Source organism: Phenylobacterium sp. (genome assembly GCF_013911965.1).
Lineage (GTDB): Bacteria > Pseudomonadota > Alphaproteobacteria > Caulobacterales > Caulobacteraceae > Phenylobacterium.
This window is the reverse complement of record NZ_JACESE010000013.1, coordinates 37,373-60,493: the sequence shown is the minus strand read 5'-3', so window position 1 is coordinate 60,493 and position 23,121 is coordinate 37,373. Positions and strand designations below refer to the sequence as shown.

General features: G+C 71.0%; 22 protein-coding genes. 15 read left to right on the top strand and 7 right to left on the bottom strand.

Annotation, left to right across the window (positions count from 1 at the left end; translation table 11 throughout):
- The first annotated feature begins 5 nt into the window (after positions 1–5).
- Together H2041_RS13840 and H2041_RS13835 are read left to right on the top strand one after the other, a co-directional pair.
- Positions 6–818: a pseudouridine synthase gene (locus tag H2041_RS13840; RefSeq protein WP_293413545.1), complete on the top strand. Its 813-nt coding sequence runs from the start codon at positions 6–8 to the stop codon at positions 816–818.
- Positions 815–1,369 (top strand): hypothetical protein, encoded by a 555-nt coding sequence (locus H2041_RS13835; RefSeq protein ID WP_293413543.1) that lies wholly within the window; start codon positions 815–817, stop codon positions 1,367–1,369. The genes H2041_RS13840 and H2041_RS13835 overlap by 4 nt, the downstream gene beginning before the upstream one ends.
- On the opposite strand, the gene H2041_RS13830 is transcribed toward H2041_RS13835, so the two are convergent.
- Positions 1,366–2,316 carry an alpha/beta hydrolase gene (locus H2041_RS13830; RefSeq protein WP_293413541.1) on the bottom strand — a complete coding sequence of 317 codons (951 nt, stop codon included), beginning with the start codon at positions 2,314–2,316 and terminating at the stop codon, positions 1,366–1,368. The two genes, H2041_RS13835 and H2041_RS13830, sit on opposite strands and share 4 nt — an antisense overlap.
- Positions 2,317–2,443: 127 nt before the next feature.
- Between H2041_RS13830 and H2041_RS13825 the strand changes: the two genes are divergently transcribed.
- Positions 2,444–2,926 (top strand): DUF6438 domain-containing protein, encoded by a 483-nt coding sequence (locus H2041_RS13825; RefSeq protein WP_293413539.1) that lies wholly within the window; start codon positions 2,444–2,446, stop codon positions 2,924–2,926.
- A 148-nt stretch (positions 2,927–3,074) separates the two neighbouring features.
- Here the strand turns inward: H2041_RS13825 and efp are convergent, their stop codons facing one another.
- Positions 3,075–3,641 carry an elongation factor P gene (gene efp / locus H2041_RS13820; protein ID WP_293413537.1) on the bottom strand — a complete coding sequence of 189 codons (567 nt, stop codon included), beginning with the start codon at positions 3,639–3,641 and terminating at the stop codon, positions 3,075–3,077.
- Positions 3,642–3,780: 139 nt separating this feature from the next.
- Here efp and epmA point away from each other — a divergent pair, with 139 nt between their 5' ends.
- Positions 3,781–4,830, top strand: coding sequence for an EF-P lysine aminoacylase EpmA (epmA, locus tag H2041_RS13815; RefSeq protein ID WP_293413535.1), 1,050 nt, complete (start codon positions 3,781–3,783; stop codon positions 4,828–4,830).
- A gap of 41 nt (positions 4,831–4,871) precedes the next feature.
- Positions 4,872–5,915: a lysine-2,3-aminomutase-like protein gene (locus tag H2041_RS13810; protein WP_293413534.1), complete on the top strand. Its 1,044-nt coding sequence runs from the start codon at positions 4,872–4,874 to the stop codon at positions 5,913–5,915.
- A 19-nt stretch (positions 5,916–5,934) separates the two neighbouring features.
- On the opposite strand, the gene zwf is transcribed toward H2041_RS13810, so the two are convergent.
- Positions 5,935–7,404 (bottom strand): glucose-6-phosphate dehydrogenase, encoded by a 1,470-nt coding sequence (gene zwf / locus H2041_RS13805; protein WP_293413532.1) that lies wholly within the window; start codon positions 7,402–7,404, stop codon positions 5,935–5,937.
- 179 nt (positions 7,405–7,583) lie between these two features.
- Between zwf and otsB the strand changes: the two genes are divergently transcribed.
- The 6 genes from otsB to H2041_RS13775 all read left to right on the top strand — a co-directional run bounded on the left by otsB (position 7,584) and on the right by H2041_RS13775 (position 14,775).
- Entirely contained in the window at positions 7,584–8,327 is a 744-nt protein-coding gene (otsB, locus tag H2041_RS13800; RefSeq protein WP_293413530.1) for a trehalose-phosphatase, read from the top strand.
- Complete coding sequence (gene otsA / locus H2041_RS13795) at positions 8,324–9,730, top strand: alpha,alpha-trehalose-phosphate synthase (UDP-forming) (RefSeq protein WP_293413528.1); 1,407 nt, start codon at positions 8,324–8,326, stop codon at positions 9,728–9,730. Before otsB ends, otsA begins: the two co-directional genes overlap by 4 nt.
- 23 nt (positions 9,731–9,753) lie before the next feature.
- Positions 9,754–12,402, top strand: a complete 2,649-nt coding sequence (gene ligD, locus H2041_RS13790; protein ID WP_293413527.1) for a DNA ligase D — start codon at positions 9,754–9,756, stop codon at positions 12,400–12,402.
- Between the two features lie 282 nt (positions 12,403–12,684).
- The gene (locus H2041_RS13785; RefSeq protein ID WP_293413667.1) at positions 12,685–13,602 is read left to right on the top strand and encodes a hydrogen peroxide-inducible genes activator; all 918 of its coding nucleotides are present in this window, start codon (positions 12,685–12,687) and stop codon (positions 13,600–13,602) included.
- A 289-nt stretch (positions 13,603–13,891) separates the two neighbouring features.
- Positions 13,892–14,455, top strand: a complete 564-nt coding sequence (locus H2041_RS13780; RefSeq protein WP_293413525.1) for a PadR family transcriptional regulator — start codon at positions 13,892–13,894, stop codon at positions 14,453–14,455.
- A 17-nt stretch (positions 14,456–14,472) separates the two neighbouring features.
- Complete coding sequence (locus H2041_RS13775; RefSeq protein ID WP_293413523.1) at positions 14,473–14,775, top strand: DUF2218 domain-containing protein; 303 nt, start codon at positions 14,473–14,475, stop codon at positions 14,773–14,775.
- A 7-nt stretch (positions 14,776–14,782) separates the two neighbouring features.
- Here the strand turns inward: H2041_RS13775 and H2041_RS13770 are convergent, their stop codons facing one another.
- Complete coding sequence (locus tag H2041_RS13770) at positions 14,783–15,676, bottom strand: alpha/beta hydrolase (protein ID WP_293413521.1); 894 nt, start codon at positions 15,674–15,676, stop codon at positions 14,783–14,785.
- A gap of 70 nt (positions 15,677–15,746) precedes the next feature.
- Between H2041_RS13770 and H2041_RS13765 the strand changes: the two genes are divergently transcribed.
- A complete protein-coding gene (locus H2041_RS13765) occupies positions 15,747–16,184 on the top strand; it encodes a DUF488 family protein (protein ID WP_293413519.1) in 438 nt (145 codons plus the stop codon).
- Positions 16,185–16,249: 65 nt separating this feature from the next.
- On the top strand, positions 16,250–17,140 hold the full coding sequence (locus H2041_RS13760) for a crotonase/enoyl-CoA hydratase family protein (RefSeq protein WP_293413518.1): 891 nt from the start codon (positions 16,250–16,252) through the stop codon (positions 17,138–17,140).
- A gap of 75 nt (positions 17,141–17,215) precedes the next feature.
- Here the strand turns inward: H2041_RS13760 and H2041_RS13755 are convergent, their stop codons facing one another.
- The 3 genes from H2041_RS13755 to H2041_RS13745 all read right to left on the bottom strand — a co-directional run bounded on the left by H2041_RS13755 (position 17,216) and on the right by H2041_RS13745 (position 20,365).
- The gene (locus tag H2041_RS13755; RefSeq protein ID WP_293413517.1) at positions 17,216–18,418 is read right to left on the bottom strand and encodes a pentapeptide repeat-containing protein; all 1,203 of its coding nucleotides are present in this window, start codon (positions 18,416–18,418) and stop codon (positions 17,216–17,218) included.
- Between the two features lie 88 nt (positions 18,419–18,506).
- Complete coding sequence (locus tag H2041_RS13750; protein ID WP_293413516.1) at positions 18,507–19,199, bottom strand: CHAP domain-containing protein; 693 nt, start codon at positions 19,197–19,199, stop codon at positions 18,507–18,509.
- A 68-nt stretch (positions 19,200–19,267) separates the two neighbouring features.
- Positions 19,268–20,365 carry an acyltransferase gene (locus tag H2041_RS13745; protein ID WP_293413665.1) on the bottom strand — a complete coding sequence of 366 codons (1,098 nt, stop codon included), beginning with the start codon at positions 20,363–20,365 and terminating at the stop codon, positions 19,268–19,270.
- Positions 20,366–20,504: 139 nt separating this feature from the next.
- On the opposite strand from H2041_RS13745, the gene H2041_RS13740 reads away from it, so the two are divergent.
- Both H2041_RS13740 and H2041_RS13735 read left to right on the top strand, forming a co-directional pair.
- Entirely contained in the window at positions 20,505–21,302 is a 798-nt protein-coding gene (locus tag H2041_RS13740; protein WP_293413514.1) for a TerC family protein, read from the top strand.
- 144 nt (positions 21,303–21,446) lie between these two features.
- A complete protein-coding gene (locus tag H2041_RS13735; RefSeq protein ID WP_293413512.1) occupies positions 21,447–23,108 on the top strand; it encodes an MDR family MFS transporter in 1,662 nt (553 codons plus the stop codon).
- Positions 23,109–23,121: the final 13 nt, after the last annotated feature.

Genomic DNA, 23,121 nt, shown 5'->3' with positions numbered 1-23,121 from the left:
CGGCCATGGCCTGGACGCGGACCTATGAGGAGGCCGAGCCTCAGCGCGTCAACCGCTGGCTCGCCCAGTCGGGCGTCTGCTCGCGGCGCGAGGCCGAGGCCCTGATCGCCGCCGGCCTCGTCTCCATCGACGGCGAACCGGTCGCCGACCCCGGCCGCAAGATCGCCCAGGGCCAGACCCTGGTCCTCGCCGACCAGGCGCAGGCCAGGCTGGAGGGCCAGCTCACCGTCATCCTGAACAAGCCCGTCGGCTATGTCTCCGGCCAGCCGGAGCCCGGCCAGACGCCGGCCGTGCGCCTGCTGACGCGCAAGGCCCTGTTCGGCCAGAGCGACGACATCCCCGGCCCCGACCGCCGCCTGGCGCCGGTGGGCCGGCTCGACATGGACAGCCGCGGCCTGCTCATCCTGTCGGAGGACGGCGTGCTGACCAAGGCGGTGATCGGACCGGAATCCGACATGGAGAAGGAGTATCTGGTCCGCGTGCGCGGCGAGATCACCGAGCGGGCCCTGGGTCTGCTGCGCCACGGCCTGGCGCTGGACGGCCGCCAGCTCCGGCCCGCCAGGGTGACGCTGGCCGGCGATCAGAGGCTGCGCTTCATCCTGAAGGAGGGCCGCAACCGCCAGATCCGCCGCATGTGCGACCTGGTGGGCCTTTCCGTCACCGACCTCTACCGCCTGCGCATCGGCCCCCTGAAGGTCGGGGACCTGCCCGAAGGCCGGTGGCGTCCGATCACGCCGGCCGAGCGCGAGGCGATGCTGCGGCCGCAGGCGCTCCCCGCCAAGCCGCCGCGCCGGCGGCCAGGGACCCGCCGTCCTTGAGCACCTTCGAGTTCGTCTTCTCCCTGCTCAGCCTGCTGCTGGGCCTCTCCATGGCCGAGGTCCTGGGCGGGGTGGCGCGCACGGTGGAGGCGAGGGGCCGCGCGCCGGTCAGCTGGCTCAACATGCTGCTGGCCGTGCTGATGATCGCCGACATCGTCTCCTTCTGGGGCGCGGCCTGGTTCATGCGCGACCGGGTGGAGTTCTCCTACGTGGTGCTGATCGGCTCGACCCTGTTCGCCAGCGCCTACTATGTGGCCGCCTATCTGGTCTTTCCGCGCACGGTGGCGCCGGAGCGGGAGAAGGACGACCACTTCTACACCGTCCGCGGACCGGTCATCGGCATCATGCTGGCGGCGAACCTGACGCAGCTCGGCCTCTTCGTCCGCCTTCTCGGCTGGGACTACTACTGGCCCGAGGGACTGGACATCCTGGTCAAGGCGGCCGTGGTCTGGCTGCTCATGGCCGCCTGCATCTTCGTGCGCGGGCCCCGCCTGACCCTGGCGACCATGGCTGTGGCGACCAGCGCCTATGTGGCGGGCCTGTTCGGCTAGGGCCGGAGCGCGCGGGCGAGCGCGGCGCGGCTGTCGCGGGCGGCGGTCTGGCTGACCTCGGCCTCGGCCGCCCACTGAAAGCCGTGGAAGGCGCCGGGATAGACGTGCAGCTCCACCGGCACGCCGGCGCGCAGCAGGCGTTGCGCATAGGCCAGATCCTCTTCCAGGAAGAGGTCGAGGGAGCCGGTGGCGATGAAGGCGGGGGGCAGGCCCTCCAGCCGCTCGGCCCGGGCCGCGGCCGCGTAGGGAGAGACGCCTTCGCCGCCCGGCTCCTGGCCCAGCAGGGACCGCCAGCCGAAGCGGTTGGCCTGGGGCGTCCAGACGAACTCCCCGGCATAGGGATGCGGCTCGGCTGCGGCGCAGGTGCGGTCGTCGATCATCGGATAGATCAGGTGCTGGAAGGCGAGCGCGTGCTCGCCGCGGTCGCGCGCCAGCAGGGCGAGCGCGGCGGCCAGGCCGCCGCCGGCGCTTTCGCCCATCACCCCCAGGCGGGTCGCGTCGACGCCGAGCTCGGCGGCGTTGCGGCCTATCCAGGCGAGCGCGGCGTAGCAGTCCTCCACGGGGCCGGGGAAGGGCGTCTCCGGCGCCAGGCGGTACTCCACCGAGACGATGACGCAGGCGAGGTCGGCGGCGAGCGGCCGATGGACCGCCTCGTTGTCGGCCGCCGTCCCGGCCACATAGCCGCCGCCGTGGATGTGCAGGATGGCGGGCAGCGGCCCGGTCGCCGCCTTGGGGCGATAGACCAGGACCTCGACCTCGGGCGCGTCCTTCGGACCCGGGACGCGCCGCCGCTCCAGGGTGGTGCGCGCCACGTCTTCGGCCCGCGGGGTGAAGCGCGCCGAACGGCCGCGCATCATCGGCAGGACGGCCTCGGAGAGCTCGAAGGGCGGGATGGTCTCCAGCAGCGGCAGGAGCTGCGGATCGACCAGGTGGCGGCTGCCGGCCATGGGGTCTCCTCTTGCGGTGTTTTCTTTCACCTTGGCAGGGCGGCCGCGGCGCGCAAAGGCTGGAGCGAACCGAAGCCATGCCGGCGCCTTATTGGGCCGGCCAAAGTCCGATGCTGACGGAGATTCGATGATGCTGAGAGCTTTCGCCGCCGCCGCCCTGCTCGCCGGCCTCGCCGCCTGCGCCACGCCGGCGCCGGGCGCCCCGCCGGCGGCGGAGACCCTCGCGATCTCCGTCGGCCCGTGCTTCGGCTTCTGCCCGGTCTATTCGGTCGAGGTGAAGGCGGGCGGGCAGGTGGTGTTCGTGGGCGAGCGCCACACGGCCGTCGAGGGCCGCCGCGAGGCCCAGGCGCCGGCGGGCGGCTATGAGGCCGTGGCCCGCGCGCTCGCCCCCTTCCGCCCGGCGACGGGCGCCTCGGAGCAGACGACCTGCGAGCGGCAGGCCACCGACATGTCGCACTACACCGTGGTGTGGAGCGCCGCCGACGGGACCCAGACCACGCTGAACCATGACGCCGGCTGCATGTCGGCGAAGAACGCCCGGTTGATGGAGGCGCTGAAGTCCGCCCCGGCGCGGCTGGGCGTCGCCGACTGGGTGCGCAGGCCGGAGTAGGGGGCGCCGGGCCCCCTCCGGCTCTCCGGGCCACCTCCCCCTCGAGGAGGGGGAGGATCTGCGTCGAGGCTAAGGCCGACTCCGTGCAAGATGCTCCCCCTTCCAGGGGGGCTGTCACCGCAGGTGACTGAGGGGGTCCTCCCCGCCCTCAGTCCTTGGCGCGTTCCACGTAGGAGCCGTCCTCGGTGAGGACGACGATCTTGGTGCCCGTGGTGATGTAGGGCGGGATCATCACGCGCAGGCCGTTGTCGGTGATGGCCGGCTTGTAGGAGGAGGAGGCCGTCTGGCCCTTCACCACCGGCTCGGTCTCGACGATCTCGAGCGTCACGCGGGCCGGCAGTTCGATGGCGATCGGCACGCCCTCATGGGTGGAGAGCTGCACGGCCATGCCGTCCTGCAGATAGACCTTGGCGTCGCCGATCACGTCCTCGGGCACCACGAGCTGGTCGTAGTTCTCCGGGTTCATGAAGTGATAGCCCTCCCCGTCGGCGTAGAGGAAGGTGTGCTCGCGCTCCTCCACGAAGGCCCGCTCCACCTGCTCGGTGGTGCGATAGCGTTCGGAGACCTTCACCCCGTCGGAGATGCGGCGCATGTCCAGCTGGGTCACGGGCGTGCCCTTGCCGGGATGGATGTTCTGGGTGGTCAGGACGACGTAGAGCTTGCCGTCCATATCGACGACATTACCCTTGCGGAGCGAGCTGGCGGCGACCTTCACGTGTGACTTCTTCCTTGGTGCGTGGTTCGGGGAGAGGCGGCCCTGGCGGCCGCGCCGGTCCCTTCGGTAAAGACTTCGAGCCCGCGCACTACAGGATCGCAGGCGCTTTCGCCAGTCACACCGCCATCGCAGGGCCTTCATGACCTCGACCCCGACCCCCTGGTGGGACGCCCGCCGCCATGCCGACCGCCGCCCGTTCCTCACGCTTCGCGGGGCGATCACGCGGGCCGTGCGCCGCTGGTTCGAAGCCGAGGGCTTCACCGAGGTGGAGGCTGCGGCCCTGCAGGTCTCGCCCGGCAACGAGGCCCATCTGCACGCCTTTTCGACGCAGGCGATCGGGCCGGACGGCCGCGCGCGGCCCTTCCACCTGCACACCTCGCCCGAATTCGCGGCCAAGAAGCTGCTGGCGGCCGGCGAGACGAAGATCTTCGATCTCGCCCGGGTGTGGCGCAACCGCGAGCGCGGGCCCCTGCACCACCCGGAGTTCACGCTTCTGGAGTGGTACCGGGTCGATCAGCCGTATGAGACCTTGATGGCCGACTGCGCCGCCCTGCTGGCGCTTGCGGCCGAGACGGCGGGGACCAGGGCCCTGACCTGGAAGGGCGGGACGGCCGACCCCTTCGCCGAACCCGAGCGGGTGAGCGTGGCGCAGGCCTATGAGCGATATGCCGGCGTCGACCTCCTCGCCACGGTGGCGGCGGATGGCGACACCGACGGCGGGGCGCTCGCCGCCCAGGCCCGTGCGGCCGGGATCCGGGTGGCTGAGGACGACAGCTGGGCCGACGTCTTCAGCCGCATCATGGTCGAGAAGGTGGAGCCGAACCTGGGCTTCGGCCGGCCGACCATCCTGTGCGAATACCCGACGGCCGAGGCGGCGCTCGCCCGGCCCAAGCCCGCCGATCCCCGCGTGGCCGAGCGGTTCGAGCTCTATGCCTGCGGGGTGGAGCTGGCCAATGCGTTCGGAGAACTCACCGATCCGGCCGAACAGCGCCGAAGGTTCGAGGCCGAGATGGACGAGAAGGCCCGCATCTATGGCGAGCGCTATCCGATCGACGAGGACTTCCTTTCAGCGCTGGCGCACATGCCGCCGGCCAGCGGCTCGGCGCTCGGCTTCGACCGGCTGGTGATGCTGGCCACCGGGGCGCAGAGGATCGAGCAGGTGGTCTGGACGCCGGTGGCGGAGATCTAGGCCGCATTGCCGCGGGGGCCGCCTTGCCCCATATGGCGCCGATGACGGCGACCAAGACCCTGCGCACGCCCGCGGCCCTGGCCCAGGCCGGCCTGATCGCGCCCGAGCGCGTGCGCGCCCTGGAGGCGGTGGCGGCGCAGTACGCCGTGGCCGTCACGCCGGCCGTCGCCGAGCTGGTCGCCGCCTGCGGGGAGCCGCTGGCCCGCCAGTACCTGCCCGACGAGGCCGAGCTCTCCCAGACGCCGGAGGAGCGGGCCGATCCCATCGGCGACCACGCCCACATGCCGGTGGAAGGCGTCGTCCACCGCTATCCCGACCGGGTGCTGCTCAAGGTCACGCACGTCTGCGCCGTCTATTGCCGCTTCTGCTTCCGGCGCGAGATGGTGGGGCCCGGCGGGGAAGGCGCGCTGAACGCCGCCCAGCTGGACGCGGCCCTGGCCTATATCGAGAGCCGGCCGGAGATCTGGGAGGTCATCCTGACGGGCGGCGACCCGCTGGTCCTCTCGCCCCGCAGGCTGGCCGAGCTGATGGGCCGGCTCGGCGCCGTCGACCATGTGAAAGTGGTGCGCCTGCACACCCGCCGGCCGGTGGTCGATCCGGACGCGGTGACGGAGGCGATGGTCGCGGCCCTCAAGGCGCCGGGCAAGGCCGTCTATGTCGCCCTGCACGCCAACCACCCGGCCGAGCTGACGCCCGCGGCGCGGGCCGCCTGCGCCCGCTTCGTCGACGCCGGCATCCCCATGGTCAGCCAGAGCGTCCTGCTGCGCGGGGTCAATGACGATCCAGCGGTGCTCGGCGCCCTGATGCGGGCCTTCGTCGAGACGCGGATCAAGCCCTACTACCTGCACCAGGGGGATCTGGCGCCCGGCACCTCGCACCTGCGCGTGGGGATCGAGGAGGGTCAGGCCCTCATGCGCGCCCTGCGCGGCGACTATTCCGGCCTCTGCCAGCCGACCTACGTCCTCGACATTCCCGGCGGCCACGGCAAGGCGCCGATCGGCCCGGCCTATGCCGAGGGCGAGGACGGAGCCTGGCGCGTCGAGGATCCCAACGGCGGCCGGCACGCCTATCCGCCGAAGGGGTGAGGCCGGTCTTCGCCCGGCCCTACTCGTACCAGGCGCGGCCGGCGCGCTCGATCAGGGCGAAGGCGCCGGCGGGGCCCCAGCTGCCGGCCGGATAGGGGCGCGGCGCCATGGCCGCCTCGTCCCAGGCTTCGGCCACGCCGTCCACCCAGCGCCAGGCCTGCTCCACCTCGTCGCGGCGGACGAAGAGGGCGTTGTCGCCGTGGATGACGTCGAGGATCAGCCGCTCATAGGCGATCCGCCGCCGCGAGTTCGGCCCCGAATAGGCCTTCAGCAGGGACAGGGACAGCGGCAGGGACTGCAGCCGCATGCCGCCCTGGGACAGACCCGGCGCCTTGTTCATCAGGAGCAGCTCGATGTCCTCGTCCGGCTGCAGGTCGATCACCAGCCGGTTGGCGGTGAGGTCGGTCGTGGCCTGGCCGCCGAAGATGGAGTGGGGCACGCCCTTGAACTGGATGGCGATCTGGGTCCGCCGCTCAGGCAGGCGCTTGCCGGTGCGCAGGAAGAAGGGCACGCCGGCCCAGCGCCAGTTGTCGATGTCCACCCGCAGGGCGACGAAGGTCTCCGTGGCGCTCGGCTGGCCGCGCTCGGCCTCGTAGGCGGCCACCGCCTCGCCGCCCGCGACGCCGGCCACATACTGGCCGCGCACGCTCGACTGGCCCGCCTCGTGGCGGGTGAAGGGGCGCAGGGAGCGCAGCACCTTGACCTTCTCGTTGCGCAGGGAGTCGGCGTCCATGTCCGAGGGCGGCTCCATGGCCACCAGGCAGAGAAGCTGCAGGACGTGGTTCTGCACCATGTCGCGCAGGGCGCCGTACTCGTCGTAATAGGGCCAGCGCTCGCCCACCCCTTCGGTCTCGGCCACGGTGATCTGGACGTGGTCGATGGTCAGGTTGTTCCACAGCGGTTCGAAGAGGGTGTTGGCGAACCGCAGGGCGATCAGGTTCTGCACCGTCTCCTTGCCCAGATAGTGGTCGATGCGGAAGACCTGCTCCTCCTCGAACACCTCGGCCAGGGCGGCGTTGATCTCGCGCGAGCTCTCCAGGTTCTGGCCGATCGGCTTTTCCAGCACGATGCGGCTCTGGGGCGTGGCCAGCCCCGACGCCCAGAGCGCCTGGCAGACGCCGATATAGAGGCTGGGCGACAGCGCCAGATAGAAGATCGGCGCGCGCGCCCCGGCGAGCGCGGCCTCGACGACCTTCAGCTCCCCGGCCTGGGTGGCGTCCACCGCCCGGTAGTCCAGACGCGCGGCGAACCGGCTCCAGACCGCCTCGTCCACGGCGACGGGGCGGGCGCGCGTCTCGACCGCCTCGCGCACCTGGCGCCGGAAATCCTCGGCCGCCAGCTCGCTGCGGGCGACGGCGATGATCCGGAAGCCCTCCGGCAGGAAGCCGTCGGCGTCGAGGAAGTAGAGGGAGGGGAAGAGCATCCGCAGGGCGAGGTCGCCGGCGCCTCCGAACAGGACGATCGCATCGGCTTCGGGCGCCTTGGCCATGGGCTTCACCTTCCTGAGGTCGGGCGGGAATAGAGGAGTGGAGATCGCGGAGCGATACCCTTACCTCAGTTGAGGCAACGTCAAGGCGCCGCGCCGGTTCAGCTCGCGCGCGGCGTCTCAGCCACGAAGGGAGCCGAAGCCGCCGTCCCGCGTTAGGCGCCGGGAGGGCGGGCCAGACCATGACCATCACAGACACCCAAGCACGCACGCCGCCGGCGCTGGACCTGTCGCGCCATTCCCTGTTCCTCGACCTCGACGGCACGCTGGCGCCGATCGTGGCGCGTCCCTCCGACGTCGGCCCCGACCCGCGCCGCACCGCCATCCTGGAGGCGCTGGTCCGCCGCATGGACGGGCGCGTGGCCATCCTCTCCGGGCGCACCCTGGCCGAGGTGGACCATATCGCCGGCGCCGCCGTCGGCCCGGTGGCCGCGGTCCACGGTCTCGATCGGCGTCGTCCGGACGGCGCTCTCGACCCCGTGCCCCCGCACCCGGCCCTGCCCGAGGCGCTCTCGGCCTTCCGCGAGCTCGCCGGCCGGGACCCGGGGCTGATCGTGGAGGAGAAGGGGCTGAGCGCGGCCCTGCACTACCGCCAGGCGCCGGCGGAGGCCGACGCCGTCCAGGCGCTGGCCCAGGACCTGGCGCAGCGGACCGGCCTGAAGCTCCAGCCCGGCCACATGGTGGTGGAGCTGCGCACGCCGGGGCCGGACAAGGGCGATTCCCTGCGCGACTTCATGGCCGTCCCGCCGTTTTCCGGCAGCACGCCGGTCTTCGTGGGCGACGACCTGACCGACGAGCCCGCCTTCCGCGCGGCGCGCGACGGGGGCGGATTCGGCGTTCTCGTGGGACCGGCAAGGAACAGCGCGGCGACGCATCGGTTGGAGGATGTGAGCGCCGTGCTCGACTGGCTGGAGTCCGCCCTATGAGCCGCCTGATCGTCGTGTCCAACCGGGTCAACCCGCCGGCGGGCAAGGGCGAGGAGAGCGTCGGCGGTCTGGCCATGGCCCTGGCGGCGGCGCTGCGGGAGTATTCGGGCATCTGGTTCGGCTGGAGCGGCAGGACCGCCCCGGCCTTCAGCGGCCAGCTCGCCATGCGGCGGATCGAGGGCGTCACCGTCGCCACGGTGGACCTCGAACAGTCCGACTTCGAGGAGTACTACAACGGCTACGCCAACAAGACGCTTTGGCCGCTCTTCCACTACCGGGTGGACCTGACCGCCTATGACCGCTCCTTCGACGAGGGCTATCAGCGGGTCAACAAGCGCTTCGCCGAGACCCTGCGCCCGCTGATCGAGCCCGACGACCTGATCTGGGTCCACGACTACCACCTGATCCCCATGGCCCGGGAGCTGCGGCGCCTGGGCCTGAAGAACCGGATGGGCTTCTTCCTCCACATTCCCTGGCCGGCGCACCAGCTGATGGTGACCCTGCCGACGCACAAGGCGCTGGTGGAGGCGCTGTTCGACTATGATCTGGTCGGCTTCCAGACGCCGGAATACGTCACCGCCTTCGAGGAGTATGTGGTCGCCGAGGCGGGCGGCGAGAAGCTCAGTCCCGACTGCCTGAAGGCCTTCGGCCGCGTGGTTCAGACCGGCGCCTTTCCCATCGGCATCGACGCCGGCGACTTCGCCGAGATGCTGACCTCGGAGCGCGCGAACCGCACCTATGACCGCATGGCGGCCCACAGCGTCTTCCGCAAGCTGATCGTGGGAGTCGACCGGCTGGACTATTCCAAGGGGCTGGAGGAGCGCTTCGCCGGCTTCGAACGCTTCCTCGCCGACAATCCGGACCTTCGGCGCGAGGTGCTGATGGTCCAGGTGGCCCCGGTCAGCCGGGAGTCGGTGGAATCCTACCAGGAGATCCGCTCGCGCCTGGACGCCCTGTCGGGGCGGATCAACGGCGAGCACGCCGATCTCGACTGGAATCCCCTGCGCTGCGTCAACCGCAACTACCGGCGCGACGAGCTCGCCGGTCTCTATCGCGCCGCCAAGGTGGCGCTCGTGACGCCGCTGCGCGACGGCATGAACCTGGTGGCCAAGGAGTACGTCGCCGCTCAGAATCCGGAGGACCCCGGCGTGCTGATCCTGTCGCGCTTCGCCGGCGCGGCGAACCAGCTCAAGGACGCCCTGATCGTCAATCCCAACAGCCCCGAGGAGATTTCCGAGGCGCTGAAGCGGGCGCTGACCATGCCGCTGGCGGAGCGAATCGACCGCTGGCGCGCTCTGTTCGCGAACGTCCAGGGCGAGGATGTGGGCGCCTGGCGCGACGCCTTCGTTCGCACCCTGGCTGATGAGGCTCCGGCCCAGAAGGCCGCCGCCCTGGCGAGCTAGGCGGAAGGCCAGGAGGTTCGCACATGGCGAAGAAGCTCGCGCGCTATCGGGAGATGCGGGATTTCGACCGGACGAGCGAGCCCTCCGGACGCGAGCCCGTGGCGCCGTCGGAGCGCCTGCGCTTCGTCATCCAGAAACATGCGGCGACCCGCCTGCACTACGACTTCCGGCTCGAGCTGGACGGGGTCTTCAAGTCCTGGGCGGTGACCAAGGGCCCGTCGCGCGATCCCGCCGACAAGCGGCTGGCGGTGGCGACCGAGGACCATCCCCTCGACTACGGCGACTTCGAAGGCGCCATTCCCAAGGGCGAGTATGGCGGCGGCTCGGTCATGCTGTGGGACCGCGGCTACTGGGCGCCGGAGCCGGGCGTGGACGCGGCCAAGGCGCTGAAGAAGGGCGAGCTGAAGTTCGTCCTGGAGGGCGAGCGGCTGCACGGCGGCTGGGTGCTGGTCCGCATGAAGAAGGATCGCACCGGCGGCAAGCGCGAGAACTGGCTGCTGATCAAGCACCGGGACGAAGGCGCCGTGGAGGGCGGCGACACCCTGCTGGCGGAGGCCGACACCTCCGTCGCCTCCGGCCGCGGCATGGAGGAGATCGCCGCGGGCAAGGGCGAGCGCCCCAAGCCCTTCATGCGCGGCAAGGCCAAGGCCGCGCCGGCCGACGACGTGTGGAACTCCAAGCCGAAGGACTCCGCCGCCAGGTCGGCGGCGTCGAAGGCCGCCCCGAAGGCCGCCTCCGCCCAGGCGCCGGCGAAGGCGTCGGGCGTACCGGGCTTCGTCGAGCCGCAGCTCTGCAAGAGCGTGGATGCGCCGCCCAAGGGCAAGGGCTGGGCGCACGAGATCAAGTTCGACGGCTATCGCCTCCAGCTTCGGGTCAAGGACGGCCAGGCGACGCTGAAGACCCGCAAGGGCCTGGACTGGACCGAGAAGTTCCAGGCCATCGCCGACCGCGCCCGCGGCCTGCCCGAGGGCCTCTATGACGGCGAGGCGGTGGCCCTGGACGACAACGGCGCGCCCGACTTCCCGGCCCTGCAGGCGGCCCTGTCGGAGGGCCGGAGCGAGAACCTGATCTTCTTCGTCTTCGACGCCCTCTTCCTGGCCGGCGAGGACCTGCGCAGCCTGTCCTTGCGCGATCGCAAGGCGCGGCTCGCCCGGGCGGTGGAGGGCGCCGGCGAGGGGCTGGGAGGCCAGATCCGCTATGTGGAGCACTTCGAAACCGCCGGCGAGGCCGTCCTGCAGTCGGCCTGCCGCCTCTCCCTGGAGGGCGTGATCTCCAAGCGGCTGGACGCCCCCTACCGCTCGGGCCGGGGTCAGGACTGGGTGAAGTCCAAGTGCCGGGCGGGCCACGAGGTGGTGATCGGCGGCTGGACCGGCGCCAAGGGCCAGCTTCGCAGCCTGCTGGTCGGCGTCCATCGGGGCGATCACCTGGTCTATGTGGGCCGCGTGGGCACGGGCTTCGGCCGGGCGACCGTGGACAAGGTGCTGCCCGAACTGGAGGCGCGGGCGGCGGGCGAGAGCCCCTTCTCCGGTCCCGGCGCTCCGAAGAAGAGCGGCGACATCAACTGGGCCAGGCCCGAACTGGTGGCCGAGATCGAGTTCGCCGGCTGGACCGGGGCCGGCAATGTGCGGCAGGCGGCTTTCAAGGGGCTGCGCGCCGACAAGCCCGCGGAGGAGGTGGAGGCCGAGGCGCCGGCGGACGAGGTCGAGCTGGCCGACCCGAAACCCGGCAAGGGCAAGGCCAGGGCCAGGGGCGGGGCGGCGAAGCCCTCCCCGTCCTCCACCGTCATGGGGGTGGTGATCTCCAGCCCCGACAAGGCGCTCTGGCCCCGCTCGGCCGACAAGGACGAGCCGCTCACCAAGCTCGACCTGGCCCGGTACTTCGAGGCCGTGGGCGACTGGATGATCGACCACATCCGCGGCCGCCCCTGCTCCATCATCCGGGCGCCGGACGGCATCGGCGGACAGACCTTTTTCCAGCGCCACGCCGGCAAGGGGACGTCCAACCTGATCGAACAGGTCGAGGTGCGGGGCGACCGGCAGCCCTACCTGCAGGTGGACCGTGTGGAGGCGCTGGCGGCGCTCGCCCAGATGGGCGCCATCGAGCTGCACCCGTGGAACTGCCGCGAGGGCGAACCCGACGTCCCCGGCCGCCTGGTCTTCGACCTCGATCCGGGGCCGGGCCTGACCTTCGACGACGTCGTCACGGCGGCCAAGGAGGTGAAGGCGCGCCTGGAGGCGGTGGGCCTGGAGGCCTTCTGCAAGACCACCGGCGGCAAGGGGCTGCACGTGGTCACGCCGCTCGCCAGGACGCGGGGCCTCGACTGGGACAAGGCCAAGGCCTTCGCCCATGAAGTGGCCCTGCAGATGGCCGCCGACAGCCCCGACCGCTATGTGGCGGTCATGACCAAGGCCAAGCGGAACGGGAAGATCTTCGTGGACTATCTGCGCAACTCGCGCATGGCCACGGCGGTCGCGCCCCTGTCGCCGCGAGCCCGCGATGGTGCGGGCGTGTCCATGCCGCTCACCTGGAGCCAGGTGAAGTCCGGGCTCGAGCCGCTGCGCTACACCCTGCGGACCACGCCGGCCCTGCTGTCCAGGACCAAGGCCTGGGCGGACTATTTCGAAGCCGAGCGGCCGCTGCCGCCGGTGAAGGCGCTGTCGAGGGCCGCCTGAACGGAAGACGCCGCCCCCGGCGGGTGGGGGCGGCGTCGGTGTCCCGCCGTCCGATCAAGCCGCCTGGAACCGAAAGGCCGACGGAAGACAGGTCCGGAAACCCGGGACGGCGCTGCGCTTGGGGGAGAGAGGCGCCGCCCCGGCTCGCGCGCCAGGCGCGAGGGGTTCCCGGGGCCGCCGTCCGGGATGACCGGCGGCCTTGGGCGGAAGATGCCGCGCGGCCCGACATGAATCCAATCGATTGTTTTTGGATTTTGGATAGATGTGACCTATGTTGGTTCCATGCTGCCGACCATCCGCCAACTCCAGTATCTGAAACTGCTCGCCGAGCACGGGGCCTTCGGGCGCGCCGCCGAGGCGGCCCACGTCACCCAGCCGACGCTCTCGGCCGGCATCCAGGAACTGGAGCGCACGCTGGGCGCGCCGGTGGTGGACCGGGCCCGCACCGGCGTCATCCTGACCGGCGTGGGCGAGGCGGCCCTGCGGCGGGCCGAGACCATCCTCAACGAGGCCGACGAGATGGTTCAGGAGGCCAAGCGCGCCGGCCAGCCGCTCACCGGCCGTTTCCGGCTGGGCGTCATTCCCACGGTGGCCCCCTTCCTCCTCCCGCGCGTCCTGCCGCTCCTGCGGCTGCGCTATCCGGACCTGCGGCTGTTCCTGCGCGAAGACCTCACCGGACGGCTGATCACGGCGCTGAAGGCCGGCCAGCTCGATGCGGCCCTGATCGCCCTGCCCTACGACACCGCGGGCCTGGAGACGGCGCACGTGGCCGAGGACGAGCTGGTCGCCGCCCTGCCGGCCAACCATCCGCTCACCCGCCAGGCGGCGACGACGCCGGAGGCCCTGGAAGGCGAGGAGATGATCCTGCTGGAGGACGGCCACTGCCTGCGCGAGCACGCGCTCGCCGCCTGCGGGCTCAAGCCGCCGCGGGCGAGCGGCGATGACGGGCCCTTCGCCGCCACCTCCCTGCCGACGCTGGTGCAGATGGTCGGCTCGGGCCTCGGCGTCTCCTTCCTGCCGGCCATGGCGGTGGAGGCGGGTCTGACCGACCAGGCCGCCGTCACCATCCGGCCCCTGGCGGCCGAACACCCCAGCCGCGAAATCGTCGTCGCCTGGCGCGCCGGCTCCAGCCGCGCCCCCGAAGGCCGCCTGCTGGCCGAGATCATGTCCGAAGTGCTGGACCAGACGCAGCTGGCCTGAGGGGCGCCTCGACCCCACCGACCTCGCCAAGCCTGGGAGTGACCTTCGTGGGGGTTGAGAGGCCGCAGACCCCCTCCGGCCCTCCGGGCCACCTCCCCCTGAAGAAGGGGGAGGATCTGCCCAGCGGGTGTCGCGATCTCAGCGCGAAGATGCTCCCCCTGCCAGGGGGAGCTGTCGCCGAAGGCGACAGAGGGGGTTTGGGCCGCGCCGGCGCCCATAGCCCTCCCTTGCAATTCGAAACAGCTTCGATATATCTAGAATAAGATACATCGAAATAGGAACGTAAGACATGCATCGACACTTTGGCTGGGATCATCCGCGGCGCAGCCGCCACGGCTTTTCGGGGCCTGGCATGGGCGGGCCGGGCGAGGGGCGGGGGCGTCACGGACGCGGTCCGCGGATCGGCCGTTTCCTGGAGCATGGCGACCTGCGGTTCGTGTTGCTGGCCCTGATCGGCGAGACGCCGGCCCACGGCTACGAACTGATCCGGGCGCTCGAGGAGCGCACCGGCGGCGCCTATCGTCCGAGCCCGGGCGCGGTCTATCCGACGCTCGCCCTGCTCGAGGACGAAGGCTATGTGCGGGCCACCGAGGCCGCCGCGGGGCGCAAGGCCTATGAGATCACCGACGAAGGCCGCCAGGCCCTGGCCCGGCAGCAGGGCTCGGTGGACGCCATCTTCGCGCGCCTCGACACCGTGGGCGCCGACGACGCGGGCCGCCACAAGGTCCGCCGCGCCATGGAGAACGTGAAGACGGCGCTCAAGCTGCGCCTCTCGCGCGGGTCCGACCAGGCCCAGGCCGAGCAGATCGCCGCCATCCTGGACGAGGCCGCGAGCCGGATCGAGAACCTCTGAAGACAGGAGCCGCAGCCATGGTGAAATCCAGCGCCACCGTGCCCACCGAGCACGCCCGCCGCTACATGATCCAGCTCTGCAAACACTTCGGCCACAAGGTTGAGACGCGGTTCGACGACCACGAGGGCCGCATCCGCTTCGAAATGGGCGAGGCCAAGCTGCGCGCCCGGCCTGAGGCCCTGCTGCTGGTGGTCGAGACCGAGGGCGAGGAGGCGCTCGCCCGCCTGGAAGGCGTGGTGGCCAGCCACCTGCAGCGCTTCGCCTTCCGCGAAAACGAACTCGCCGTCGACTGGCGCCGCGGCGCGCCGCCGGCCGCCTGATCCTGCGCTAGACCTGGGCCGCCGCCCACAGCGCCTGACGCACCAGGTCGGGCCGCTCCATGGGCAGGAAGTGGCTGGCGCCGGCCACCGTCTCCACCCGGATGCGGCCGCTGGCGGTGAGTTGCGGGATGCGATCCTCGATACGGCAGGTGGAGCCGGTCTCCGCCCGCAGGATGCGGATGGGGCACGGCTCGGCGACCAGGGCCGGATAGATGTCGCGGTCATAGGAGGCGAAGTTGGAGGCCTCCCAGGCCGGCGCGCAGGCCAGGGTCACCTGGCCGTCGTCGGTCGGGACGAAACCCGCCTCCACATAGTCGGCGAGCTGGGCCTCGCTCCAGGTCCTGAAGGCGCCGCGGCCGCGATAAGCCTCCAGCGCCGCTTCCTTGTCGGCGAAGGTCGCCCGCCGCCGAAGCGCCCCCTGAACCATCGGCGACTGGGCCACGGCGGACGGCTCCGCCGCCGGCGTGGCGCCCGGCATCAGGACCGGATCGAAGAGGACGAGGCTGCGCACCTTCTCCGGCGCCGCGGCCGCCGTCAGCAGGCTCGACGCCCCGCCCATGGAATGGCCGGCCATCACCACCGGCGCCTCGGCCACGAAGGGCAGCAGGGCCAGGATGTCGTCGCGATAGATCTTCCAGCCGTCGCGATCCTCGATCGGGGTCGGCAGGGTCGTGGCGCCATGGCCGCGCAGGTCGATGGCCAGAATCCGAAGGCCCTCGAGCGGCGAAAGGATGCTGCGATAGGTCTGCGCGTTGAACCCGTTGGCGTGGCAGAAGAGGACGTCCAGCGGCCGGTCCTGGGGACCGAACTCCAGGGCGGCGATCTCGCCCCCGCGGCTCGGCAGGGGGAAGCGGCGCGACCGCGGCGCGCTGATGACCGATCCGCCCGTCTGTCCGTCCATGTCTGTTCGCCTCCCCGCCGTGTGGCATCCATATAGCCAAGTCCGCCCCTCACCCAAGAAGGATCGCCCCATGCCCGCAGCCGTCGCCACCATCGGATACGAGGCCAAGACGCAAGGCGAGATGATCGCGCAGCTGAAGGCCGCCGGCGTGGAGACGGTGGTCGATGTGCGCGCCGTCGCCGCCAGCCGCCGGCCCGGCTTCTCCAAGACCATCCTGGCTGCGAGCCTGGAGGCCGAGGGCATCGGCTACGAGCATCTGCGCGGGCTGGGCACGCCCAAGGCGGGCCGCGAGGCCGCACGCGCCGGGCGGACGGCGGAGATGCGCGAGATCTTCGAGGCTCATCTAGCCGAACCGGAAGCCCAGGTGCAGCTCGCCCGCGCGACGGAGCTGGCCCGCGGACGCAAGATCGCGCTGCTCTGCTACGAGGCCGCGGCCTGCGACTGCCACCGGGCGATCGTGGCCGAACGCGTCTGCGAGGCCCTGGACCTCCCGGTCAAGGATCTCTGAGAGCGCTTGGCATTCCCCGGCGTCAGCGTCGATGATGGGCCGAACAGATGTTTGGAGGACCCGCCATGAGCGCCGCCGAGACCCACGCCGCCCCCGCCACAGTGGCCGAGGGGCCCTGGACCTGCTTCGACGTCAGCATCGCGGACCAGGTGGCCCATATCCGGCTGAAGCGGCCCGAAGCGTTCAACAGCATGATCCGGGACTTCTGGAACGAGCTGCCGGTGATCGTGCGCGACCTGAACGACAATGCGCGCGCCCGCTGCATCGTCATCTCCTCGACCGGCAAGCACTTCTCCGCCGGCATGGACCTGGCCGTCTTCGGCGGCGGCGGCTCCTCGGCGCAGGACGCCGGCGGAAGCGACCGCTTCATCGCCGCCGAGAGCCAGCGCCACCACGTGCGCTGGCTGCAGGACTGCTTCTCCTGCCTGGACGAGGCGCGCATGCCGGTGCTGGCGGCCATCCAGGGCGGCTGCATCGGCGGGGCCGTCGACATGACCAGCGCCTGCGACATCCGCTACGCCACGGCCGACGCCTTCTTCTGCGTGCAGGAGATCAATATCGGCATGACCGCCGACGTCGGCACCTTCCCGCGCCTGTGCAAGCTGATCCCAGAGGGCTGGGTGCGCGAGCTCGCCTATACCGGCCGCCGCCTGCCGGCGCAGAAGGCCAAGGAGATCGGTCTGGTCAACGAGGTCTTCGACACCCAGGAGGCCATGCTGGACCATGTGATGGCCACGGCGCGCGAGATCGCCTCCAAGGCGCCGCTGGCGGTGACGGGGTCCAAGGTGATGATCAACTACGCCCGCGATCACTCCATCCGCGACGGGCTCGACTACATCGCCGTCTGGCAGACCGGCATGTTCGCCGGGCCGCACATGGGCGAGGCCTTCAAGGCCAAGGCCGAGAAGCGCGACCCCGACTTCCCCGACCTGCAACCTCTGCGCAACGCCATGTGAGGCGCCCGCGCGGCTGCGGGCCTTTCGGTCGCATCGCGGCGGCTCCCCTCGAGGGGAGCCTCTCTCCGCTCGCGCCTAGACCACGATCTCCGCGCCGCGCAGGTCGGCGCCCGTGAGGTTCGCCCCGGAAAGGTCGGCCTCCAGGAAGCGGGCGCGCTGGGCCTGGGCGCCCGACAGGTCGGCATAGCGCAGGATGGCGCGGTTGAGGTCGGTGCGCAGCAGCCGGCCCTCGCCGATCTGCAGCGGCCCGAGCCTCGCCTCACGCAGGTCGGCGCGGATCAACTGGGCGCCGGTCAGCCGGGCGCCGCGCAGGTCGGCGCCGCGCAGGTCGGCCTTGCGCAGGTCGCAGCCCGAGAGGTCGGCGCCCTGGAGCTGGGCGCCGGACAGGTCCAGGCCGAAGAAGATCGAGCCCGGGGCCACCAGGCCCGACAGGCGCCGGCGCGCGAGCCGCCGCACCGAGCGGAAGTCCACCTCCGGCAGCCGGGCGGGCGCGCCCTTGGCGCCCTCGCTGTCGCAGAAGGCCTCGTGATCATCCACCAGCTCGTAGAGCGGCGCGTCGTCCACGTAGAAGATGGGCGGCGGCGCCTTCAGGACCTCGCTCAGGTCCACCTGGTTCAGGCCCGCGGCGGCCAGGTTGGCGCCGGCGACGACGGCGCCCCGCAGGGACGCGCCTTCCAGGTCGGCGCCGTCCATCCGGGCGTCGGAAAGATCCGCCCCGTCCAGCCTGGCGCCGGCGAGCCGCGCGCCCACCAGCACCGCCCCGGTCAGGCTGGCGTCGGTGGCGTCGACGGCGGTGAGCACGCCGGTCAGGTCGGCGCCGGCGATGATGGCGTACTCCACATTCCCCTGCCGGTCGCCGGGGGTGAGGATGCGGAAGCCGTCCTGCCGGTCCTGCATGGCGATGCGGCCCTCGCGCAGATCGGCCTCGGACAGGTCGGCGCCCGACAGGTTGGCCCCGCGCAGGCAGGCGCCGCGCAGATCGGTCCGCCGCAGGATCGCCCCCCGCAGGTCGGCGTCCCGAAGGTCGGCTCCGAAAAGGTTGGCCCGCGACAGATCGGCTCCGGCGAGGATGGCGCCGGCGAGCCGCGCCCCGGCCAGCTCGGCCTCGGCCAGGGCCGCGCCTTCGAGGTTCCAGTCGGAGAGATCGGCGCGCGCCAGGCTGAGACGGCGGCCGCCCGCCAGCCGCTGGACATAACGGCCGTGCGCCTCCAGCGCCTCGCGCAGGCTGGACGCGGCGACCGGGCGCAGATGCGACTCGGCGGGGGCAGGGGCGGTCATGGCTGGGTGCGTCCTCAAGCCGCAACCCTGCCCCGGGCCATTTTAAGGAAGGGTTTGCGCCGCCGCCGAAAAGGGCGCGCGCCAGGCCCTATTGCTCGGCCTGATCCCCGCCCGAGACGGGCTGGCCGGCGGCGGCCTGGATGAGGGCGGCGATGCGGTCGGTGGCGTCCGCAGCCTGGCCCAGCATCTGCAGGGGGCCGGAGCCCGGCCGGACCGCGGCGACCATCTGGTTGGCGGCGTTCTGAGCGACGCTGACGGCGGTGTTCTGGGCGGTGGAGAGGCCGGACTTGGCGAGCGTCGTCGCCGTGGCGTCCTGATAGATGAAGCCGTGGGTCGGATAGGTCGTGGTGCCCAGGTCGCCGATGGGATCGTACCAGACCTTGACCTCGCTCCAGTCGCCTTCGGGCGAGACGTCGATCACCGTCACGTCGCGTTCGATCTGGCCGCGCGTGCCGTTGATCCGCGACCAGTTGGCGTGGGTGATCTGGATCACCCGGTCGGTCAGCACCTGGCTGACCACGGCCACGTGGCCGAGCTTCATCTTGCCGGTGGGCTTGAAGCAGAGCACGGCGCCGGCCTTGGGCGTGAAACCGGTCTCGTATTTTCCGGCGGCCTGCTTCCACCAGGTCCAGGCGTCGCCGAAGATCTGAACGCCGGAGATCATCCGGGCGAAGGGAACGCACTGCCAGTAGGTGTCGGCGACAGCGCCGCCCGCAGGGGCCAGGACCACCACAGCGGCGGCCGCAATGGAACCGAGGACGGTCTTCGTCCGTTTCACCATGCTGGGCACTCCCCGACGCGCGAACTGCTGTTAGGGATAGTTTCCCATTGCGACAATGAAAAGACGGTTTATGCGCCTGCGACCTTCGGCGCCCGACCTTTCCACAGCCCCGCCCACAGCTTCATTCGATCCCGCGCCGGCTTCTCGATGAGATGATACGAGACCGCGGCCAGTGGAACCACGGCCGCCACCCCGATCAACCAGACAGCCAAAGGCAGCTGGTCGCCTTCAAGCTTGAGCAGACTGGAGACGCCGTTGACGAATACGATCTTCCACGGCACGCAGATCATGTAGATCGAATAGCTGATCTCGCCGAGATAGGTCAGCGGGGCCGCGCTCATCAGGTTCGATCCGGCCTGCGCCGCGCGCGCCAGGAAGAAGATCAGTCCTCCAAGCGACAGCACGATCAGGGTGTCGGAGGCGCCGATCGAAGCGAGGCCGAAGGCGCCGGCGCCTGAAAAGGCGGCGCCGGCCACCGCCCACGGGACGCTGCGGGCCGGCCGCGCGCGCCAGAGGCTGTGCAGCGCGCAGCCGAGCGCGAAGCAGGGGACGATGCGCAGGGCGCCCCAGCGGATGGTGGCCAAGGTCAGAGGATGTCCGGCGAGGGCCGCGAATAGCTCGTAGAGCGCCGCCATGAAGACGGCCGCCAGGACCACCGCCGTCAGCGGCCGCGATTTCAGCGCCAGGGCCGCCCAGGCGAACAGCGGAAAGGTGAGATAGGCGAACCACTCCGCCGAGATCGACCAGGAGGGGTGGTTCCAGCCGGCGACGGGCGCCAGGCCCCAGGCCTGCATCAGGAGCAGGTTGGCCGGCAGCGACTCCCAGGAGAGGATGTTGGCGTCCACGGCGAAGCCCGCCGCGCCGGCCGCGGCGGCCAGGACCCCCATGCCGACCAGGGTCGCCAGGTGCAGCGGATAGACCCGCGCCAGCCGCGCCCAGAGGAAGCCGCCATAGGCGAAGCGCCCCTCCTCCACCTCGGTCCGGTAGACGTGGCAGAGGATGAATCCCGACAGGATGAAGAACAGCTCCACCCCCAGATAGCCCTTGCCCACGACCATGGGGGCCGCGGCGGCCGACAGGGCCGGCCAGTAGTGGAACAGCACCACCCAGAAGGCGGCGAAGAACCGCAAGGAGGTGAGCGGGCGGATGTGCTGGGCGTCCGTCATGGCGTGTCCGGTCTGGTGGCGCTCGGGACAAGCTTGCATCCCAAGCCTCACCAGCGGGTTATCGCCGGAGGAAATGGCGGCTGGCCGCGGTAAGCGGATCAGCTAGAAAGCCTGGCCACACCCTGGAGGACCTCGCCCGATGGACAGCATACTGGCCCTGCTCGCCGACCCCGCCGCCTGGGCGGCCCTGATCGCCCTGGTGGTGATGGAGGTCGTGCTCGGCATCGACAACCTCGTCTTCATCTCGATCCTCTCGAACAAGCTGCCGGAGGAGCAGCGCAGCAAGGCCCGCAAGATCGGCATCTCGCTGGCCCTGATCATGCGCCTGGCCCTGCTCTCGACCCTCGCCTTCCTGGTCGGCCTGACCCAGCCGGTGTTCAGCCTGCCCTTCCAGGGTCCGCCGGACCCGGTGAGCGGACACCCGATGTTCGAGCTCAACTTCTCCTGGCGCGACCTGATCCTGATCGCCGGCGGCCTCTTCCTGGTCTGGAAGGCCACGACCGAGATCCACGAGAAGGTGGATGTGAACACCACCCACGGCGTGCTGGACGCCAAGGGCGCCGTGGCGGCCAACTTCACCTCCGCCATCGTCCAGATCCTGCTGCTCGACCTCGTCTTCTCGATCGACTCGATCCTGACGGCGGTGGGCATGACCGATCACCTTCCGATCATGGTCGTGGCGGTGGTCATCGCCGTGACCGTCATGCTGGTGGCCGCCGACCCGCTGGCCGAATTCATCCACGACAACCCGACGGTGGTCATGCTGGCCCTGGGCTTCCTGCTGATGATCGGCGCCACCCTGATCGCCGACGGCTTTGGCTTCCACGTGCCCAAGGGCTACATCTATGCGGCCATGGCCTTCTCGGGCCTGGTGGAGGGCCTCAACATGGCCGCCCGGCGCGCGACGCGGAAAACCGGCGGCGGCGGCCACGGATGAAGACGTGCGCGGCGTGTAAGTTCTGATAACGTCTGGTCATTCATCCCCGCCGCCGGGCCGCCCGCGCGGCCCGGCGGCGGGGCCAAAGACATTTCAGAACTCCAGGTTTGGCGGGACCCTCGGGCCCTGCCGGGAAACGCCGTTTTGCAAGAGCCGCATGTCGAGGAGGCCGACCGCCGCCTCACCCTGATTTCCGTCCTGATCGTCTTCCTGCTCAGCGCCATGAGCCAGACGGTGGTGGCCACGGCCATGCCGCGGATCGTTGCGGACCTTTCCGGCCTGCAGCTCTACGCCTGGGCCACGACCTCCTACCTGCTGGCCTCCACCGTCATGGTGCCGATCTGGGGCAAGCTCGGGGACATCTTCGGCCGCAAGGCGATCCTGCTCGTGGGCATCGGCGTCTTCCTGGTCGGCTCGTGGCTGGCGGGCCTCTCGGGAGAGTTCGGCGACCTGCCTCTGCTCGGCGGCGGCATGACCCAGCTGATCGCCTTCCGCGCCGTGCAGGGGATCGGCGGCGGCGCGCTCTTCACGACCGCCTTCGCCATCATCGCCGATCTCTACGCCCCACGGGAACGGGCGCAGTTCTCAGGCCTCTTCGGCGCGGTCTTCGGGGTGGGCAGCGTCTTCGGCCCCGTCATCGGCGGCTTCTTCACCGACCATGGGACGGTCAGCTTCGCCGGACACGTGATCGAGGGCTGGCGCTGGGTGTTCTACGTCAACGTGCCCTTCGCCCTGGCCGCCGTGGCCATGATCACCCTGAAGATGCCGGAGCTGCCCCGGCGGGGCGAAGGGCGCATCGACTATGCGGGGGCGGCGCTCATCGTGGTGGGCTTCACCGCGCTCCTCCTGGCCATCACCTGGGGCGGCCGCGACTACGCCTGGACCTCCGGCGTGATCCTCGGCCTGCTGGCCCTGTCGGCCGCCACCCTGACGGCCTTCGTCTTCGTCGAGCGGGCCGTCTGGGATCCGATCCTTCCGCTGGAGCTCTTCAGGAACAGGACCTTCAACACCGCCAATGGCGCGGCCTTTGTCTATTCCATGGCCTTCATGGGCGTGACCTCCTTCCTGCCCCTCTACATGCAGGTGGGGCAGGGGGTGCCGGCGACCCGCAGCGGCCTGACCATGCTGGCCCTGATGGTCGGGCTGATCGCCTCCTCCACCATCAACGGACAGCTCGTCACGCGGACCGGCCGCTACAAGCCCTTCATGATCGGCGGCGGCGCGATCCTGATCGTCGGCGTTTTCACCCTCTGCTTCATCGGCCCCGACACCGGCACGCTGGACCTCGCCTGGCGGCTGCTTCTGGTGGGGATCGGGCTGGGGCCGGGGCAGAGCCTCTTCAGCCTGGCGGTGCAGAACGCCGTGCCCATGCACCAGCTGGGCGTGGCCACCAGTTCGGGCCAGTTCGTCCGCCAGATCGGCTCGACCATGGGCGTGGCCCTGTTCGGCGCCCTGCTGACCTCGGGCCTCACCGCCGAGCTCGACCGCCTCTCGGCGGCGACGCCCGGCGTTCAGGTCGAGCGGCTGGAACTCTCGGACCTTCAGCGCATGGCCATGGAGCGCGACGCCGATCCGGCGGCCGCCGAGGCGCGGCTCAGCGATCCGCAGGCCCGGGCGGTCGACCACGTCGTGCGCCAGAGCTTCTCCACCGCCGTGGTCCACGGCATCGTCTTCAGCCTGGCGGTGCTGATCATCGGCTTCGTGCTGATGCTGATGATCCCGGTCATGCCCTTGCGGGAACGCGCTGCGCCGCCGGCGCGCGCCGGGCCGCCGGAGCCCGAGGCGCAGGCCGCTGGGGGCGGCTGAGCCGGCGGCCTCC